At 68.7% G+C, this 18445-nt stretch carries 15 protein-coding genes; 1 reads left to right on the plus strand and 14 read right to left on the minus strand.

Annotated features, from left to right (window positions below):
• Positions 1-117: 117 nt before the first annotated feature.
• Genes sitA6 through LZ199_RS09950 form a run of 4 tightly spaced genes read right to left on the minus strand, consistent with a single transcriptional unit; the run spans position 118 to position 4363 of the window.
• Positions 118-768 carry a SitA6 family polymorphic toxin lipoprotein gene (sitA6, locus tag LZ199_RS09935; protein ID WP_253993412.1) on the minus strand — a complete coding sequence of 217 codons (651 nt, stop codon included), beginning with the start codon at positions 766-768 and terminating at the stop codon, positions 118-120.
• Between the two features lie 42 nt (positions 769-810).
• A complete protein-coding gene (locus LZ199_RS09940) occupies positions 811-1671 on the minus strand; it encodes an ROK family protein (RefSeq protein WP_253993413.1) in 861 nt (286 codons plus the stop codon).
• A complete protein-coding gene (locus tag LZ199_RS09945; RefSeq protein WP_253993414.1) occupies positions 1668-2861 on the minus strand; it encodes a glycosyltransferase in 1194 nt (397 codons plus the stop codon). The genes LZ199_RS09940 and LZ199_RS09945 overlap by 4 nt, the downstream gene beginning before the upstream one ends.
• On the minus strand, positions 2846-4363 hold the full coding sequence (locus tag LZ199_RS09950; protein ID WP_253993415.1) for an asparagine synthase-related protein: 1518 nt from the start codon (positions 4361-4363) through the stop codon (positions 2846-2848). Before LZ199_RS09950 ends, LZ199_RS09945 begins: the two co-directional genes overlap by 16 nt.
• 54 nt (positions 4364-4417) lie before the next feature.
• Here LZ199_RS09950 and LZ199_RS09955 point away from each other — a divergent pair, with 54 nt between their 5' ends.
• The gene (locus LZ199_RS09955) at positions 4418-5206 is read left to right on the plus strand and encodes a 4Fe-4S cluster-binding domain-containing protein (protein WP_253993416.1); all 789 of its coding nucleotides are present in this window, start codon (positions 4418-4420) and stop codon (positions 5204-5206) included.
• Here the strand turns inward: LZ199_RS09955 and LZ199_RS09960 are convergent, their stop codons facing one another.
• The 10 genes from LZ199_RS09960 to LZ199_RS10005 form a co-directional block, all read right to left on the minus strand.
• Positions 5207-6205, minus strand: a complete 999-nt coding sequence (locus LZ199_RS09960; protein ID WP_253993417.1) for an aldo/keto reductase — start codon at positions 6203-6205, stop codon at positions 5207-5209.
• A 54-nt stretch (positions 6206-6259) separates the two neighbouring features.
• Positions 6260-8443 (minus strand): sensor histidine kinase, encoded by a 2184-nt coding sequence (locus LZ199_RS09965; protein ID WP_253993418.1) that lies wholly within the window; start codon positions 8441-8443, stop codon positions 6260-6262.
• A 436-nt stretch (positions 8444-8879) separates the two neighbouring features.
• Positions 8880-10067, minus strand: coding sequence for a serine hydrolase domain-containing protein (locus LZ199_RS09970; RefSeq protein WP_253993419.1), 1188 nt, complete (start codon positions 10065-10067; stop codon positions 8880-8882).
• Positions 10068-10166: 99 nt separating this feature from the next.
• A complete protein-coding gene (locus tag LZ199_RS09975) occupies positions 10167-11501 on the minus strand; it encodes a ricin-type beta-trefoil lectin domain protein (protein WP_253993420.1) in 1335 nt (444 codons plus the stop codon).
• A gap of 264 nt (positions 11502-11765) precedes the next feature.
• The gene (locus LZ199_RS09980) at positions 11766-13091 is read right to left on the minus strand and encodes a phenylacetate--CoA ligase family protein (RefSeq protein ID WP_253993421.1); all 1326 of its coding nucleotides are present in this window, start codon (positions 13089-13091) and stop codon (positions 11766-11768) included.
• Complete coding sequence (locus tag LZ199_RS09985; RefSeq protein ID WP_253993422.1) at positions 13079-13645, minus strand: hypothetical protein; 567 nt, start codon at positions 13643-13645, stop codon at positions 13079-13081. The genes LZ199_RS09980 and LZ199_RS09985 overlap by 13 nt, the downstream gene beginning before the upstream one ends.
• Entirely contained in the window at positions 13645-15306 is a 1662-nt protein-coding gene (locus tag LZ199_RS09990) for a M48 family metalloprotease (RefSeq protein ID WP_253993423.1), read from the minus strand. The genes LZ199_RS09985 and LZ199_RS09990 overlap by 1 nt, the downstream gene beginning before the upstream one ends.
• Positions 15303-16130 (minus strand): hypothetical protein, encoded by an 828-nt coding sequence (locus LZ199_RS09995; RefSeq protein ID WP_253993424.1) that lies wholly within the window; start codon positions 16128-16130, stop codon positions 15303-15305. The genes LZ199_RS09990 and LZ199_RS09995 overlap by 4 nt, the downstream gene beginning before the upstream one ends.
• Positions 16127-17662, minus strand: a complete 1536-nt coding sequence (locus LZ199_RS10000) for a MoxR family ATPase (protein ID WP_253993425.1) — start codon at positions 17660-17662, stop codon at positions 16127-16129. Before LZ199_RS10000 ends, LZ199_RS09995 begins: the two co-directional genes overlap by 4 nt.
• A gap of 41 nt (positions 17663-17703) precedes the next feature.
• Positions 17704-18351 (minus strand): LuxR C-terminal-related transcriptional regulator, encoded by a 648-nt coding sequence (locus LZ199_RS10005; protein WP_253993426.1) that lies wholly within the window; start codon positions 18349-18351, stop codon positions 17704-17706.
• Positions 18352-18445 lie beyond the last annotated feature (94 nt).

Genomic DNA, 18445 nt, shown 5'->3' on the forward strand with positions numbered 1-18445 from the left:
CTGCCCCAGGTTCGACGTCGCCTTCAGCACCTGCTGCTGCGCCGCATCGGCCATTGCCCGCTGTGCCTCCGCAGACTCGGAGCTCGCGCTCCTCCTCTCGGGCCGTCCCGCATCTGATCAAGTAGTAATAGGGCCGCCTATGAGCTGGAAGCGGTGAATCAGCTCTCCGGCGTGCTTGTAGATTTGCTCGGGCGACGCGGTGGGCTTCGCTGCTTTGAAATCTCGCCACGCCTGATTCCACTGCCCTCCTTGTCCTCCCACGTTGTGTATCCGGTAATGAAGGTCGCGTGGGATAGGCATCGTGTAGTGGTGGATTTTCACGCCTCGTATGTCGAACCACGTCGCCAGGTCCGGTGACTGGGGGAAGATGTGATGCTTCTCCCACCGTCCAGCAGTGAGCTGGTGTGAAGGAGGGATGACTGCTGTCGGGGCGCCGTTCCAGTTGGGGAACGTCATGACGGCGCCCGGAGGCAGCTTCTGCGCTCCGCCCCAGTTCCTTCGAGGGCCGCTTCCCGGCGCCGCTGCCGCGGCAGGAGGACGCGAGGGAGGGAAGCGTGCCAGCTCGACCGCTACCGGCGTGTCCTCGCAGCGGTAGAAGCCACAGGTGTCTTCCAGGCAGAAGAGGGTGACGCACTGGTCTTCCCCAGGGTCGTCGCATTCCTGCTCCGCCTCCTCCCAGGCCTGCTGGATGGGCGGCTTGCTGACCGTGGAGCAGCCCAGCCAGGACACGGCGAACAGCGAAAGCCAGAGCGCGTGAGGGATTCGCATGGACCGCGCAAGCTATCAGGTCTTGGTCACCAATCGGGCGCCCTACTTGCTGGGTGATGTGGAAGTCGTGAGCAGTGCTCCTCCAGGGCCGAAGCCCAGCGTGAGGCAGAGGATGTGACGGTGCTTGTGCTTTCGGAGCTCCATGCGTGCGGCCTCTGCTGCGAGTTCCGCGTCGTTGAGCACGAGCACCTCTCCGCCACCTGGCAGGGCTGCCTCCTCCAGGATGTCGGCCACCAGCGATGCGTGGCCTTCCCACCCATACGTGCAGCCTCCTGGAACGAGTGCCTCATCGAGGGGACAGGGGAGCGCGAGACACATGCCCTCCACCTTGAGGTCTCGTGCACAGGTCCGCAGCGCGTTGGCGATGAAGCGCACTGCCGCGACGATGTGGTGCCCATCCACGGGGCGTGGCATCCCGATGAAGAGGCGAGGCAGCTCGTTGAGGTCCCGCTCGAAGACACGCTGGGCTCCCGGGCTCGCGCACTTGATGCTTGTCTGTCCCACGTCGAGCACCAGCGGCGTTCGCGCCGTCACCAACCCGAGGCCCGCGTACACGGGCGCGAAGCGCGGAGCCTTGGACACATACACAGGACACCCGAGTGCAGCGGTGGCCTTCGCCGCCCCGACCTCGAAGCCCTCCAGGCAGGCCAGTCCTCCACTCAGCCACACCGCGTCCACGGCATGCCGGTGCACCAGTTGTTCGAGGGCGCTCATGAGCGCTGGAAACAGTTGCTCCGCGAGCTGGGCCTCGGGCACTCCCGCGCGTCGGTCCGCCTCCACTCGTGGCGCTCCGAGCAACTCCCACAGCTCGCGCCCGAACACCGGCAGGTTCCACACCTCCAGCGAGGTCACCCCGGCCGCATGGTGACGACGGGGCGTCCACGCTCGCGACAGCTCGCTCACTCGACGAGCCCCGCGATTCGCTCCGCTGCATCCTTCGCGCCGTCTCGGGATTGGTACGACTCCGAGATGGTGGCCACCTTCGCGCGCAGCGGCGTTCCCGGCTCCAGGAGCTGACGAAGCGCGGCGCGGCAGTCCTCCACTGTCAGCGTGTCCAATTCCAGCGTGAGCCCCGCCCCCGACGCTCGGAGGAAGTGCGCCTGGATGGGCTGGTCATTGCAAACAGGCAACAGCAACATGGGCACGCCCGCCGTCAATGCCTCCATCACGGAGTTGGCACCTCCATGCGAGACAAAGGCAGACGCTCGCGGAAGGAGCTGACGTTGCGGCGTATAGGGCACCGCCACCACGTCCCCAGGCAGCGAGCGCGAGAACTCCGTGTCCGCCAGCTCGCCCGCGCTCAACACCACCGTGACACCCAGCGGCGCGGCGGCCTCCGCGAGGGTTCGGAACACCGTGGGCTGCCACGAAATCTGGCTGCCGAAGGACACGTACACCACGGGCTTCGAGCCCAATCGCTCCCATGGGAAGTCCACTTCATCTCCCCGAGGCTCGGGCGGAATCGACGGGCCCACCAACAGCCCGGCGGGAGGAAGGTCCGCGTCCGCGCCGAGGAACGCCTCCGTGGCGAAGATGATGTTGAGCAGAGGCGAGAGCGCCTCGCAGTTGCGGAAGCTCGCCTCGAAGCCGTGTCGAGCGAACAGCTCCGCGCGCTCCGTCGCCAGGGCTCGCACGTTGCGGCGCAGCCCGTAGTCCTCCATGGGCTCCAGCAACGAGAGCGCGGAGGACACGCCCGCCCACGGTATCCGCTCCTGATGCGCGGCCAGCACCGCCGCGTACTGCATCCCATCCAGCGCCATGACGTCCGGACGGAAGCGCCGCACCACCTCGCGCACCGGCTCGATGAGCGCGGGCACCGCATCCAGCAACAGGCCCCGAATCCACTTCCCCAGTGCCACCTCGTCGCGCACCAGTCGGGCCAGCGCCTCTCCTCCCGTCTCGATGGCGGGTGCCTCCCTCGCGGAGTGGGGCAGATGCAGCACCTCCACTCCGAGCGTCGCGAGCTGCGGCGCGGGCTCGGGAATGCAGAGCCAGCCCACGGTGTGGCCCAGGCGGCGCAGCCACTGCGCGACGCCCATCATCGGGTTGATGTGACCCTTCTCGGGCGAGGTCGCAATCAGGATTCGGGACATGGGGAACCGTGCACTGCGTGCGCGTGGAGCATGGCGAGGGAGCACAGCCGCATCAACAGGCGATCCACGCCACTCGCCTCAGGAGCCTCGGGCTCCATTCGCGTGTATCGCTCCAGGAGCGCGGCCACCGCCTTCGGGTCGATGACCTCCAGCGGCTCCAGCCGAGCGGCCGACAGCCAGGCGCGATACAGCTCCAGCCAGCGCGCACGCACGGGACTGGAGAGCGCCGTGTGCCCATAGCGCGGTGTCTTGCGCGCCAGTCGGACCTCATCGGGGACCAGTCCGCGCACCGCGTATCGGAAGAGCCACTTGCCGACTCCATCGCGCGAGAGCGAGGACTCCGGCAGCGCGAGCGCCACATCAGCGAAACGCGAGTCGAGGTAGGGCATGTGCACGGTGAGCCCGTGGGCCCGCGCGCCCCTCAGCTCCGGAGGCAGCACCAGCTCGCGCAGCACCCACGCCGCGTAGTGGACCTCCTCGGAGACCTCCGGGCCGCCCTCCTGGGACGGAAGCCCACCACCAGACTCGTCGGAGACCTTCGGAATTTCCTCCAACGTCCAGGGGGCGCCACGGGCCGCATCGGCGATCTCCCGGTCATTCTGCTGGTACGAGTGCCCGCGACGGGCCACATCGGCGCTCTCCGTGTCGTTCTGCTGGGACGAGCGATCACCACGGGTCGCATCGGCGCTCTCCGGGCCGCCCTCCTGGGACCAGGGCCCGTGCGCAGTCCTCCCCAAGTTGTCCACAGCGGAGCGCAGCACGGTCCGTGCGAGTCGTCGGTCCTCCTCGATGCGTGCGAGTGCCGAGGCGCGCGCCCCGGGATTGCCCATCAGCACCTCATCCGCGCCGGCTCCGCTCAGCATCACCGAGGCCCCGAGCTTCTTCGCCTCCGCATAGAACGCGAAGCTCGCCACGGCCCGTGCATTCAGGATGGCGCTCTCGTTGGCGATGACCGCGCGCTCGAACAGGTCCGGCAGCAGGGCATCCGGAATCGGAACGTCCACCTGCTCCACACCCGCGAGGCGCGCCACCGTCCTGGCGTTGTGTCGCTCCACCTCGTCAGCGAAGTGGACGTCCATGCTCCACGCCCGAACCCGGCTCCCCTCATGTCGGGCCGCCAGCATGCACAGCACCGCGCTGTCCACGCCGCCACTCAGGCTCACCTCCCTTGCCCCCGCGCCCACCCGCGCCCCCACGGCGTCCGAGCACGCGCCCAGGAGCGCACGCGCTCGTGACTCGTCAGCTTCGTCCGAGCGCAACGACGCCGACGCGCGGTGGACGAGAGTCAGGGACGGCGCGACGCGGCTCACACCGCGAAAGAGGCTCCGGGTCGACGGCAGGCCATGCTCCAGGAACGCCGAGGCAGACGCGGGCTCCAGGCCCCGGGTCGGCGCCAGCCGCCACACCGACTCCTCGGGAGTGTCCCTCCGTGGCCCGGCTGTCGGCTGGTAGGAGGGCAGGATGGCGAGCGGGCCGCTCGGGTCACCGGGGGCGTCGGACACGCGGGGACTGTCGCAAGCCCCGGGGTCCCCCGGCAACCCCGCTATAGTCCCTCCGTGCGTTACGAGCTGCACGACGGCCGAATCCTCACCTGGTCCCTGGAGACGCACGTCGTCACCCACTGCAACCTGCGCTGCGTGCAGTGTTGCCCCCTGTCGCCCCACCTGCCCGCCTGGGCCGTGGAGCCCTCCGTGCTCGGCGCCGACCTCACCCGGCTCGCGCGCGTGCTCAAGCCCAACATCTTCAAGCTCACCGGCGGCGAGCCCTTCCTCCACCCCGACCTCGCCAGCGTGCTCGACGCCGTCCGCGCCTCCGGCATCTCCGAACAGCTCTCCGTCACCACCAACGGCTTCCTCGCCCAGAGCGCCCCCGACGCCGTCTACGAGCGCCTGGACCGGATGACCCTGTCCGTCTACTCCTCCGCGCTCCTGCCGGAGAAGTCGCTCGCCCGCATCACCGAGCGCTGCGAGAAACACGGCGTCCTCCTCACCGTGAAGCACATCGACGCCTTCCAGCAGCTCACCCCCGACGCGCCCCTCGCCACGGACGCGCAGGTCCGCGACGTCCACGCGAAGTGCTGGCTCAAGGTCCGCTGCCACCTGGTCCACCAGGGCCACTTCTACACGTGCACCCGCCCCCCTCACGTCGCCACGGTGCTCGGCCCACTGCATCCAGAGATGCCCGCGCTGGCGGAAGTCGATGGCGTGCGCCTCGACGCCCCGGAGCTGCTGGAGCGGATGCTCGGCCACCTGGAGCGGGACACGCCGCTCGCCACCTGTCGCTACTGCCTGGGCGCCAGTGGCCCGTGGCAGCCGCACGCGCAGCTCCCACGGGCCCACGGCTGACTACTTGCGCGACTGCGGCAGCACGCGCTGCATCGCCGCCGGATACCGCTCTCCCACCGCGACGCCCGGAGGCGCCACGAGGTCGATGTCCTTCAAATCCTGCTCCGTGAGCTTCACGTCGAGCGCCCCCAGGTTCTCATCCAGGTACGTGCGCCGCTTGGTTCCTGGAATCGGGACGACGTCGTGGCCGCGCGCCATCACCCACGCGAGCGCGAGCTGCGCCGGCGTGCAGCCCTTCTCCTTCGCCAGCCGCTCCACCTTCACCACCAGCTCCAGGTTGCGCGTGAAGTTCTCACCCTGGAAGCGCGGCGAGTTGCGGCGGTAGTCGTCCGCGGCCAGGTCCTCGTAGCGCTTGAGTTGCCCCGTCAGGAAGCCGCGCCCCAGCGGGCTGTACGGCACGAAGCCGATGCCCAGCTCGGAGCAGGCCTGGAGCACCCCGTCCTCCGGCTCTCGGCTCCACAGCGAGTACTCACTCTGGAGCGCGGCGATGGGGTGCACCTTGGAGGCCCGGCGCAGCGTGTCCGCGTCCACCTCCGACAGCCCCAGGTGCCGCACCTTGCCCTCGCGCACCAGGTCCGCCATGGCCCCCACCGTGTCCTCGATGGGCGTCGCCGCGTCCAGCCGGTGCAGGTAGTACAGGTCGATGACGTCCACGCCCAGCCGGCGCAGGCTGGCCTCGCACGCGCGCTTCACGTACTCCGGACTGCCGTTGATGCCGCGCGCCTGCGGGTTGTTCGGGTCCCTGACGACGCCGAACTTGGTGGCCAGCACCACCTTCGCGCGGTGGGGCTTGAGCACCCGGCCCACCAGCTCCTCGTTGCTCCCGGAGCCGTACATGTCCGCCGTGTCGAAGAAGGTGATGCCCTTGTCCAACGCGTGCAGCAGCGTGGCCTCCGATTCCGCGTCGTCCCGCCCCGAGTAGAAATCCGACATCCCCATGCAGCCCAGGCCCATGGCGGACACCTGGAGGCCCTGCCTCCCAAGCGTACGTGTCTCCATGTCGACACCCCTTTCGCCGGTCGCCGGCATGGCGTCCGTTCTCGCGCGGGGCTTTTACTGCGGCTGGGCTGCCGACACGTCAACAGGAAGCGTGCGCTCCCGAGGCAGGTCGACGGTGAAGACGGAGCCTCGGCCCTGCTCGCTCTCCACGCGCACCCGTCCTCCCATGGCCTCCACCAGCGTCCGGGTGATGTAGAGGCCCAGGCCCAGGCCGCCGTAGTGCCGCTCCGACACGGCCCGCTCGAAGCGGCCGAAGAGGCGCGGCAGGTGCTCGGGCGCGATGCCGATGCCCTGGTCCCTCACCTTGAGGCGCGCGCGGGTGGGACCCTGCTCCAGGACCAACTGGATGGGCTTGCCCGCGCCGTACTTCACCGCGTTGTCGATGAGGTTGGTGACCACCTGCTCCAGCCGCAGCCGGTCCCACCGGCCGATGAGGCCCGACTCGCCACCCTCCACCTCCAGCGTGGAGCCCGAGCGCGCCGCATGGGGCTCGTAGCGCACCACCACCTCGCGGATGAGCGCGCCCAGGTCCACGTCCTCCAGCTCCAGGGCCAGCCTCCCCGCGGCGATGCGCGACACGTCGAGCAGGTCCCCGACGAGCTCCGCCAGCTTCTTCACCTGTCGGGCGCCCGTGTCCACGTAGTTCTTCACCACCGAGTAGGGGATGGAGTCGGGGTGCCGCTCCAGCTCGCGCGCGAGCGCCTGGAGCTTGAGGCTCAGCGGCGTCAGCGGCGTCTTCAGCTCGTGGCTGGCGATGGAGAGGAACTCGTCGCGCAGGCGGATGGCCTCCTGCGCCTCGCGGTACAGGCGCGCGTTCTCCAGGGAGAGCGCGGCGCGGTACGCCAGCTCCAGGCCGAAGGCGAGGTCCGCCTGCGTGTAGCGCCGGTTGGAGAACGAGGTGAAGAAGCTGAAGACGCCCAGCGTATGGCCGCGCACCACCAGCGGCACGGCGATGAACGAGCGCAGCCCCGTGGCCAGCATCACCCGGGCGTGGTTCTCGTTGTGGGCGCTGCGCTTGATGTGCGCGGGCGTCATCTCCTCCAGCAGAATCGCCTCGCCGCGCAGCAGCGCCGCGGTGGGCGGGTGGCGCGGGTTGCCCTCCGGCATGAGCTGGAAGTTGAGGACCTCCGCGGCGGTGGCCGCGTCCTCGGGGCGCGCGTGGGCGACCTCCAGTCGGCGGAAGGTGCCGTCCGGCTGCGCCAGGTCCACGAAGCACCAGTCGGCGAGCGCGGGCACCACCAGCTTGGCCAGGTTGCGCATCGTCGCCTCGTAGTCGAGCGAGGACGCGAGCACCGTGCTCACCTCGGCGAGGACGCGGGTGCGGAACTCCGCCTGGCGCAGCTCCGTGGCCAGGGCCTCCGCGCGCTGGCGCGCATGCACCAGGTCCGTCACGTCGAAGCCGAAGCCGGCGATGCCGTCCACCTGTCCCTGCGCGTCCCGGGTGGGCTGGTACACGAGGTTGTGGAAGGTCTCCTTCTCCATGCCGTCCGCCTGGAGGATGCGCAGCGGCACGGCGTTGCCCACGAAGGACTCACCCGTGGCGTAGACGCGGTCCAGCACATCGCGCGCGTCCTCTTCCCCCACCTTCACCACGCCATCCTGGAAGGGCTTGCCCAGGGTGTCCTTGTTCTTCAACAGCGCGCTGTTGCGTGCGTTGGTGAAGTCGAAGTCGTGCGAGGCGCCGCGCAGGAAGAAGATCTGCGCGGGGGCCTGCATGAAGATGGTGTGCAGGCGCGTCCGAGCGGCCTCGGAGGCGGCGCGGGCGCGGTGCTCGCGCTCCAGCAGTCCGGCGCGCTCCTCCAGGGCCCGGCTGAGCGTCACGTTCAGCTTGGTGATGAAGATGGCGAGCAGGCAGAAGATGCCCAGGGACAGCATGTCCGCGGACCGCATCTGGAGCGTCAGGCGCGGCGGGAGGAACTGGTGGTCCACGGCCAGAAGCGACAGCGCCGTGACGAAGAGTGCCGGTCCCCATCCTCCCCACCACCCGGCCACCATGACGGCGCCGTAGAAGAAGAGGAAGGGGCTGGTGGACATCAGCGCTGACAGCTCCAACTGGAGCAGCAGCGCGAAGCAGAAGAAGAGCAGGGCCACGCCATATCGACCGAACCAGGACCTCTGCAGCCAGCTCCAGGCCCTCCGAGGGTCCGGCGTGAGCCGCTGCTCCAGCGGGGTCGACGACAGGGAGCGCGTGCTCCCCGACGGACGGGTGGGTTCCAGATACGAGATGGGCGTGCGCAAGGCGAGTGGCCTCCTCACGACGAGGTGGCACCGCGAGCGTTCGGAATCGAAACCCTCACGGCACGAGGCGGGGAACTCGCATGATGGTCCGACTTGGAAGTCGTCTGCCTTCTTCTCGGATGCAAGTGATTGAAGGAGCACGCTCGGAGGCTCAAAGCGCGACTTCTTGCTCCGACTTGTTGAGTGGACGGCGGCCCCGAGTAGGACGGGGCCCGACCGACCCTCCATTCCCTGACGCTGACGATGAAGTCTTTCAGGTGTGTTGTTTGTGAATGGCGCCCCGTGGCGGCTGGCGCCAACTCATTGGAGCTTTGAGCATGTCAGGCCGGCAGCCGTCGAGGCGCATGCGCGGCCGCCTGGGCTGGAAGCGTGTGTGGGCGGTGTGCCCCATTCCGGTGCACCCGCGCACACGGTGCCGGGGGCGCGGCCCGCCGCATCACTTCGCGGTGGGAGGGTACGGGTTGTAGTCCCAGCGCCAGGGCATGTCCGTGGGGCCCAGGATGGCCTCGATGAGCGGAGGGAAGACGTAGGGGCCCTTCACGCTGTTGGAGAGCAGGACGACGCAGCGCGCGCCGTACTCCAGGCAGAGGGCGAAGTTGTCGGTGTACTCGTCGTGGCCGCCCTTGAAGAAGGCGGGGCCGGAGCGGTCCTTGAAGAGCACCATGCCCAGTCCGGCGGACAGGCCGATGTCCTGGTTGCGCGGGTCCGTCTCCTCGGTGAGGGTGGGGAACTGGTGGGCCCAGGGGATGGGGAGCTGGGGGGAGAGCAGCTCCGCGCGGGCCTTGGAGGAGAGGCCTTCTCCGCGCATGAGGCCAGCGAGGAACTTCGCGTAGTCCTCGATGGTGGTGTCCATGGAGCCGGCGGCGCGGACGCTGCCGCGCTGGTGGTGGGCCTTGGCGACGCCGTGCTCGTCGTAGCCGGTGGTGACGTTGGGGGCGAAGTCGTCGCGCCAGACCATGCTGGTGCGGCTCATGCCGAAGCGGTCGAAGACGCGCCGCTGGAACTCCTGGCCGGCGTCGAGTCCGAGCCCCGCGTCCTCGAGGACGAACTGGAGCAGGTTGATGCCCTCGCCTGAGTAGGCGTAGCGCGTGCCCGGGTCGAACTTGAAGTCGAGCTTCTCGTCCGGGTTGAGGAAGCGGAAGTTGGGGAAGCCGGGCGAGTGGCTCAGCAGCATGCGCGGCGTGAGCTGCTTCCAGCGCGCGTCTCCTGCGAGGTCCTCGTACTTCTTGAACTCGGGCAGGGGCTTCTTGAGGTAGCGCTCGATGGGGGTGTCCAGGTCCAGCACGCCCTCGTCGACCAGCTGCATGACGAGGTAGCCGAAGACGAGCTTGGTGAGCGATGCGCCGTACATGACGGTGTCCGTCTTGAGAGGCGCGGCCTGCTCGACGTCGCGCAGACCGTAGGCCTTGACGGCGACGACCTGACCCTCCTCGATGACGGCCAGCGCGAGCCCGGGGAGCTTCGCCTCGGTCATGAGGCGCACGGCGGTGGCATCGAGGTCCGGACCGTGTCGCGCGGGTTCAGGCGGGGGCAAGGAGCACACCCTGGCGCACGCGGGGAGCAGGCCCAGCAGGCTCGCGAGGAGGAGGAGCCGGGCGAAGGGGCGAACGAGCGAGAAGGACATGCCTGGAGAATGTGGGCACGGCGGGGTTGTCGCAATCGCGAGAAGGGCCGGGTCCCGCCGTGGGATGGCGGGACCCGGCCCTTGTTCATCTGCACGAGACTACGGGGCCACGTGCTGCCACTGCTGATTCACGCCGCCGGTGCACTCCCAGAGCTGGAGCCCGGTGCCATCGGGGAAGCCGTCCACCCAGTCCACGTCCAGGCACTTGCCCAGGGCGTTCTGCAGGGCGCCATCCGGCCGCAACGTCCACTGCTGGTTGTAGCCGCCCGTGCACTCCCAGAGGTGCACCTTGGTGCCGTTGGGGAAGCCATCCACCCAGTCGATGTCCAGACACAGGCCCCCCGCGCCCCTGACGGTGCCATCCGCCTGGAGGCTCCAGAGCTGGTTGACGCCATTCGTGCACTGCCACAGTTGCACGTTCGTCCCACTGGGCCAGCCGGTGGTCCAGGCGGCGTCCATGCACTTGCCGTCGATGCCCTTCAAGTACCCCGCCGAACGCGTGCCGTGACCATAGAGCGCCTGGGCCCCCTGCTGGTCCTTGGCGGAGAGGTTCGTCCGGTTGCGGTTTCCGCCGCAAGAACCGCCGTAGTTCATGATGGAGTCGGGGTCGTAGGTGGTCAGTGCTTCCCACGAAGTGTCGCTCTCCTCGCACAGGTCCGCGGTCTGCGAGATGCGGATGTGCTCGTGACGGAAGCCTAGGATGTGGCCGAGCTCGTGGATGAGACTTTCCTTGATGTCAGCGTATCGGCCGGCCGCGATATTTTCGGAGTTGAGCCCCAGCACCCTCTGGTTGGCGGCCTCATGCGGAAAGAAGGCATAGGCGAGGATGCTGGGAGGATTCGCGCCATAGGGTGGTTTGTGCTCAGGGTCCTCGATGATTTCGCACAGTCCGAGGGGGGCCTCGCATTCATTGACGTAGAACTTCCGGACCATGAAGAGGACATCCCCACTGGTCACCCGGTCCTCCGTGCAGTCCGTGTCGAACTGAGAGAGGTGGATGAAGTTGACGCCCGTGGCGGCCTCCCACTTCTGCGCGGCGGTATTCACGTCGTTCACGACTTGCGTGTAGCGGGTTCCGAAGTTCACCTGGGACACGCAGTACGTGAGCTGACGCTTCTGCGTGGCGCTCCAGACGGAACGCTGCCCGCCGTGGAGTTCCACCAGCAGGTCACTCCGTCCTGTTCCCAACTGGCGAGCCTGAACATGCCGGTCGTAGAACGCGCGCAACTCCACTTCGCTCTCGAACACCTCGTCACCGTTGGCGATGTACGCCCCCGCCGACCCAAGGGGGATCGCCCCCGCCAGGAACTCCTCCCACGACGGCGTCTTCGCGCTGGCCTCGTTCCGCGTCACCGCCTGTTCATCGGTGACACCACAACCCGTCAATCCCACGGCCAGCGCCGCCAGGACAGAGCCAATCCTCGACTTGAGCATCGATGTTCCTTTTTCAGCTTGCTGCGTCTGACAACATGCCTCGCACCAGAATGCGCGAGCGCCCACAGGACGCCACGTGAATGACTTGCCTGACTGATTCCTCACGAGTTCGTTCTGAGGCGGCGCAACCTAACGGTGGGGTCTGACATTCTCGACGCATCATGACGGAGAGGAGATATGTCTGAGACTCTCAATCAAGGTCTGCCCATGAAGGCGTTCCAGGATGACAGTGTTTGCCCCCGCGCACCGCGAGTGGAGCCGACACTATGGAGCGGAGACGCGGCTCCGGAATGGCAAGGGCTTGGAGCCGGTGGCCAGGTCCTCCGCGCTCACGTGCCGCACGTCCAGTCGAGGTGACTCGCTCCAGCCGAGGTTTCGCAGGGCGGCGACGAGGCGCTCACACAGCGGCGCCACCTCGGAGTCCTCCGCGCCGGCCAGCTCCAGCTCGAAGCGCGAGCGCTCCATCTGCGTCAGCCGGAAGGCGCGCAGGGCGTGGTGCTTGAACACCCAGGCGAGCGCCCACGCGTCCACCATCCGGCCCGTGGGCGTCGTGAAGTGGCACGCGCCCCGACCGCCGAAGCGCTCCAGCGTCCAGCCGTGGAAGCCGCAGGCACACGCGTCCCTGTCCACCGTGCCCGCATCGCCCGGCAGGTAGCGCAGCAGGGGCAGCACGCTGGGCCGCAGCCGCGTCACCACCACCTCGTCGAGCCCCGGCTCCAGCCACACGTCGGGCGCGAGGACATGGAAGCGTCCCGGCCCTCCCAGGCACTCCCAGGCGAGCGGGCCCGTCTCCGTCGTCGCGTAATAGTTCAGCAGCGGCGCCGGCACCGTGCGAGCCAGGGCGTCCCGCGTGTCTTGCGGCAGGTACTGCGCGGAGGTGAGCAGCAGCGCGGGGGTTGGGAGGTCGCGCTGCTCGGAGAGCCAGCGCAGGCCCTCCGGGTCCGAGAAGAGGACGGCGGGACGCACTCGGCACAGGCGCTCGCGCGCATCGTCTCGCAGCACGGAGATTCTGTGCAGCGCGCCGTCCCGCAGGATGGGCAGCCGCACCGAGTACTCGAGTCCCCCCGGCAGTGCATCCAACAGCACCACGCGGGGACGCGGCGGCAGTGTGGCCCCGGCGCGCTCCAGCCAGAAGCGCAGCACCGCCCACATGTGCAGGCAGTCGAGCCTGTCTCGCACCACCTTCACCGGCTCGCCCGTGGAGCCGGAGCTCCTCACCACCACGCTCTCGTCCTCGCGGGACAGGGGCGTGGGCACTTCATCCCAGTGTCGCGCCAGCGTGCCGCGCTCCAGCGTGGGGAAGTGCCTCAGGTCCGCGAGCGTCCGGAGGTCTCCGGGGTGCAGCCCCGCGTCCCGCAGTCGCCGCGTGTAGTAGGGCGAGGCGAGCAGCGCGGCACGCAGCGCTGACAGTCGCGACTCCAGCTCCGCGCGGACTGCTGTCTCGTCCGAGAGGGCGGCGAAGCGCGACAGGCCTTGGGCGATGGACTCCGCCCAGGGGACATGGGGACGCTGGGTGTCGGTGTCCCGGCGGATGTTCGCGCGAGGCGCCACGCGTGCATCCGACGGGAGGCCCGACGTCACTCGCGCCATCCTCGCGCATCTGCCGCGCGCTGGGCCGCATCCGCGAGGTCCTTGGCGCGCTTGTCCGCCTCCTTGCGCCGGGCCGCCTCCGCTCGCTGCATCTCCTGGAGTGCCTCGCGGTAGTCGAGCTGCTTCAGTCGCGCGGCGGTCTCCCGGGTGGACTCGTCCTTCACCTGCCCGTCCACCGCGTGCACCCACTTGCGCAGGAACTCCTCCTGTCGGAAGGCGTTGGAGCGAATCATCTCCGCCGTCAGCGGCTCCACCTGCACGAAGAAGCCCCTCATCACCGTGGCGGAGTCGGTGTTCTTCCTCAGCATCGCCGCCGTGTCCGCCCCCAGCGTGGAGGACGTCAGCACGTACGCGAGCATCACCACCTGCTCTCGCCACAGCGTCGGCGTCTTCGCCCTGCGCTCCAGGTCCTCCCAGTCCGCGCGCGACGGAGGACGCACTCCCGCGAGGCGGAAGGTGTCGCAGATGATGGCCACCGCGAGGTCGTGCGGATACGGCGACACGAGGGGCACGTCGGTGAGCTGCTTCTGGATGTTCTTGACGTCGAAGGCCATCACTTCTCCAGCAAAGCCTGGGACAAGGCCGCGGCGGCGGGGCCGAAGTCCGACAACCATTTCACCACCACCAGGCGGAAGTTGCGCTCCTTCAGCACGGGCGCCAGCACCTGCCTCGCCTGGTGCTCGTCCGCCAGCGCCAGGAAGGCGACGAGCAGGCGGGAGCGCCGCGTCGCGTCCACCAGTCGCTTCAGGTTCTCAGGCGTCGCCACGTTCGACAGGAAGTCACTGTCGGAGATGATGACGCGCAGCGCGTCCGTTCGCTCCTTCGACAGGGTGACGAGCACGTCGAAGGGGAACATCGTCCCTCCGCCGATGTAGTGCAGCAGGAACTCGCGCGCCGTCTCCTCGTCGTACATCCACGGGGACACCAGGGGCTTGGAGTCCGAGTAGATGATGCCGCGCACCTTGGCCTGCTTGCGCAGCGCGGAGGAGGACAGCACCTGCGCGGCCAGCGTCATCGTGTTGAGCTGCGCGGCAGGGTTCGGCATGGAGCCGCTGGTGTCCAGGTACAGCTCCACCGAGGGCACGCCGAGCTCGGTCGCGGGGGGCACGTCGGCCTCCAGCTCGCGGCGCAGCGGGGACACCGCCGCGAGGTGCCCTTGCGCGAGCACCGTCAACGTCCAGTCGATGGTGGACGGGTCGTCGCCGTACTCCCACGCCTCGGGCGTGGTGCGCAGGTACGGCTCCGGCTTCGACGGCGCGGACGGGAGCTTCAGGAGATGTTGGTCGACCAGCCGCCGATAGTGCCGGGCCACCAGCGCGCGGCGCAGTTGCCCACCGCCGCTGCCGGGCAGGTGCCGGGTGACGCGGTGGATCTGCTCCAGGTCGTCTGGCGCCTTCGTGTCGTGAGACTCGGCGAGCCAGCCCTTCTCGCGAGCCTCCTCCAGCGCGTCCTCCCACCGGCCACCGCTCTGGAGCGCGGAGTCCCAGTCGTCCACGTCCGGCTGTGACACGTCGTCACACAGCGGGAGGGTGTACGTCGTCTCTTCGAGCTTGCCGAGGTAGCGGATGAAGGTGCCGCAGAAGTAGAGGAACTGGAGGCGCGGGTGCGGCAGCGCATAGAAGGTCTGCGCGAACATGCGCGCCTCCGCTCGCAGGCCGGGGAACCGCTCCTCCATCGGCGCCAGCGCCTCGAAGGGCACCAGGTCTCCCGGCTCGCGTCCCCACAGCTCCTCGTAGATGGCGAGGTAGAAGAAGAACAGCGGCGAGACTTCGCCTCCGCCCTTCGTGCGCTGGAAGCCGCGATACACCCGGCACAGGTCCTCGGGGTGTGTGCGGCCCACGAACTCGTTCACCTGGAGGTCGTAGAAGAGGTTGGTGAGGGACTGCTTCAGGCCCGGGAGCAGCCGCTGCTCCATGACTCGCAGCTCCGCGTCCCAGCCCAGCGTGTGCGGGAAGCGCGCGTGGTGGCCGATTTCGTGCGCGAGCACCGCCATCAGGCTGTCGGCGGCGCCCATGGACTGGAGCAGCTCGAAGTGGACGAAGACCTGACGCTTGGCGAGGTCGATGTACGCGAGCGGCTCGTTCGCGTGGTCCGCGTCCGGATGGAAGGGGACGTGGGGCTCCGGCGGGCTGAGCCGCACCTGCACGTCCCACAGCGCCAGCGCGTCCCGCCAGCACCGGGCGATGTGCTCCGGTGTGAAGCGCGACGTGCTCATACGGGCACGAGCACCACGACGTGCTGCGAGGTGTCCAGCGTGCCCGCGGCGCGCCAGTCATTCGTCACGGTGGCGAACCACGAGTCCACGCGCGCGTCCCTCCACGTCACCGTGGACAGGTGCGGGCTCTGCTGAAGCGTCTTCTCGGGTGTCTCGCGACAGCCCATGGCGCCGAGGGGAATGGGCGTGTCCGACAGGAGCAGGCCCTGCGTCGCGGCCTCGCGTCCGGCGATGGCGTGGCGGTGACGGTCGTGAACGCACAGCACCGTGGGCGCGAGGAAGTGCAGCGGGCCGGGCAGGAAGCGGCCGTCCTCGCGCGACAGGTCCACGAGGAATGGCTGGGCCTTGTCGCCGAGCTTCATCGCGGGAGGCTCCATCGCGAGCGCGGCGGTCTCTCGCAGGCGCTCCTCGATGCCGGTGAGCGAGCCGAGTCGCTGGCTCACGCGATAGAAGATGCGCTGCACCCACGGTGGGGCGGACTCCAGGTTTTCTCCCACGTTCCACAGCTGCGCGAGCACCCCGGCGCGCTGGGCCTCGGGGACTCCCGAGAGCAGGCGGGGGACCAGGTCCGTCCACGCGAGGGTGAAGAGGTTCTGCCGTCCCGCGGTCGCCGGATACAGGTAGCCCAGGCCGATGGCCTCGGCGCCCAGGCGCAGGTACGCGCGCAGCAGCTCCTCGGCTTCGGCGGGAGAGGCGCCCTTCTGGGACAGGGACTCTCCGAGCTGACGCGCGGGCCCTTCGAGCAGCGCGCGCCACAAGTCGGCGTCCCACCGCACGAAGCGGCCCTTCGCGCTGGCTTCCAGCTCGTCCGCGAAGCCGCTCATGGCTTGCCGCCCGGGTTTTCCTTCAGCCAGGTCGCGTAGTTCCGGTAGCGGCTGTACATGGACTTCAGGTGGATGAGGTCCTCGTAGACGGGGCCGGAGAGTTCCTGCTTGGTGAGCAGCTCGTTCATCAGCGCGGTGACGGTGGTGAGGCGCTTCTCGGTGGTGCGCAGGTCGATGCCGGACAGCCCCTTGTCCAGCTCGGTGCGGAGCACACCGACCTTGCGGCGGATGGGCTCGTGCTTGTCGTAGTGGCCCATGGCCATGTCGAACATGTTCCGAATCCAGGCGACGCGGTCCTGGAGGAGCATCTTGTTGCCGCGCGCCTCGAAGAAGGCGCTGCGGGTGTTGGGGACGAGCTTCTCGTGCAGCACCCACGGGGCGATTTGACGGAAGTCCTCCAGCTCCACGGTGCCGTGGCCCCGGAAGAAGGCGAGCGCCTTCGCGTAGTGGAGGATGGTCTGGTAGGCGCGCACGCTGACTCCGTTCTCCGTCTGCGTGCAGAGGTGCACTTTCTTGTCGAGCGGGCACTGCTCGTTGCACACGGCGGCGACTGTCTGGCCCGCGAGCTTGAGGGTGTCCTTGTGCTTGAACTCGAAGCGGGGCGAGGCCATGCGGCAGAAGTCGAGCTGGCCCAGGAAGAAGGCGACGCGCTCCAGGACGGGGCGTGGCACTTCGACTTCGAGGATGGAGGCGTAGGCGCGCTCCAGCTCGCCGGGGGTGAAGACGACGTCCTTGGGGAGGAGCTCCTCGGGGGACTTGTCGGCTTCGATGCGCTGGAGGAGGGTGTCGATGAAGTTCGAGTTGAAGGGGACGGCGCGGACGACGACGTCGATGCGGTCCTTGAGGGCGTCGATGACCTGGAAGGTGCCGCCGCCCTGGTCGTCATTGGCGGTGAGGAACCAGGACGAGCGGCCGGTGTAGACGTACTGGTCCATCATCTCCGCGTAGCCCTCGGCGAGGAGGGAGAGGAGGGCGGACTGCGTCTTGGTGGGGATGCGGTTGTACTCGTCGATGATTTTGACGCGCTGGGTGATCCACTTGCGCCAGCTCACCTTGACGGCGGAGAGGTCCTCCGCCTTGAGCATGTCGGAGGGGAGGGGCGCGCCGAGCAGGTCGGCGATGGAGAGCTGGGGGTGGCCGCGCTGGATGGAGCGGTGGATGTCCTCGCGGGACATGCCGGACAGCAGGGCCATGAGGATGGCGGAGGTGGTCTTGCCGCGTCCGGGGCCGCCGATGAGGAGGGCTCGGCGGCAGGTGAAGAGGGTGAGCAGGGGGATGAGGACGAAGGAGCTGTAGCTCATGTCCTCGGGGAGGTGGAGCTCGTCCCCGGAGGCGCTCTTGAGGGCGGCGGCCTGGCCGAACTCGATGTCGTAATAGGGGCAGATGACGGCGTTGTTGGTGATCCACCAGTACGCCTGCCGCATCTTGTCGTGGAGGCTGCCGCCGTCACGCTCGGAGAGGTGGACGTTGAGCCCCTTGTCCACCGACGCGCGCCCGGAGAGCAGGCGCGACACCCAATCCTGATTGGCCATTCGAGGCGCAGCGTAGCATCCGGGACGCGGGGTGTGGACGGCTACAGCGTGACGAGGCCCATTCGCGCGGCGCGGACGACGGCCTCGGTGCGGCGCTGGACGCCCAGCTTTCCGAGCACCGCATTCACATGGAACTTGGCTGTGTGCTCGCTGATGGAGAGCCGGTCCGCGATGGCCTTGTTCGACAGGCCCTCCGCCAGCAAGGCGAGCACCTCCCGCTCGCGGGGCGTGAGCGCATCGGGCCCCAGTGCGCTGCTCCCGAGCGCCGCAGTAGACCTCGTGGACGCTCTCAGCTCGGAGAGTCCTGGGTCGAACACCACGAGCCCTCGCGCCACCGCGAGCAGGGCCGCTGTAAGCGGCGTGGGCGTCACGTCCCGGAACAGCAGTCCCTTCGCACCCGCCGTCAGCGCCAGCTCGCCCGCTGCCTCATCCGCCACCAGCGCGAGCACGGGCGCACCCAGGTCTGGTGCCTCCACGCGTGCCTCCGACTCCGACAGGCGCAGGCCCGTGTCCCAGAGCACCACGTCGAAGGCATCGCCCCGAGTGGACTCCAGCTCGACCTGGGTACCGGACGCCACCGTGAGCAGCTCGCTCCCCTGGTCGCCGAGCACCCGTGAGAGCGCACCCCGAGCGAGCGGGTCTTCCGCGACGAGCGCGAGACGAAGCGGGGCGAGGGGGGCATCCAACACGGAACCTCTTCATTAACCAGGGAGTCTGCACTCCGCTCGGGATGACGTCTCCCGACGCCGGAGCGCACCCTTGAGAGGTCACGCCCAGCCCGCC

Source organism: Myxococcus qinghaiensis (assembly GCF_024198215.1).
Classification (GTDB): Bacteria; Myxococcota; Myxococcia; order Myxococcales; family Myxococcaceae; genus Myxococcus; species Myxococcus qinghaiensis.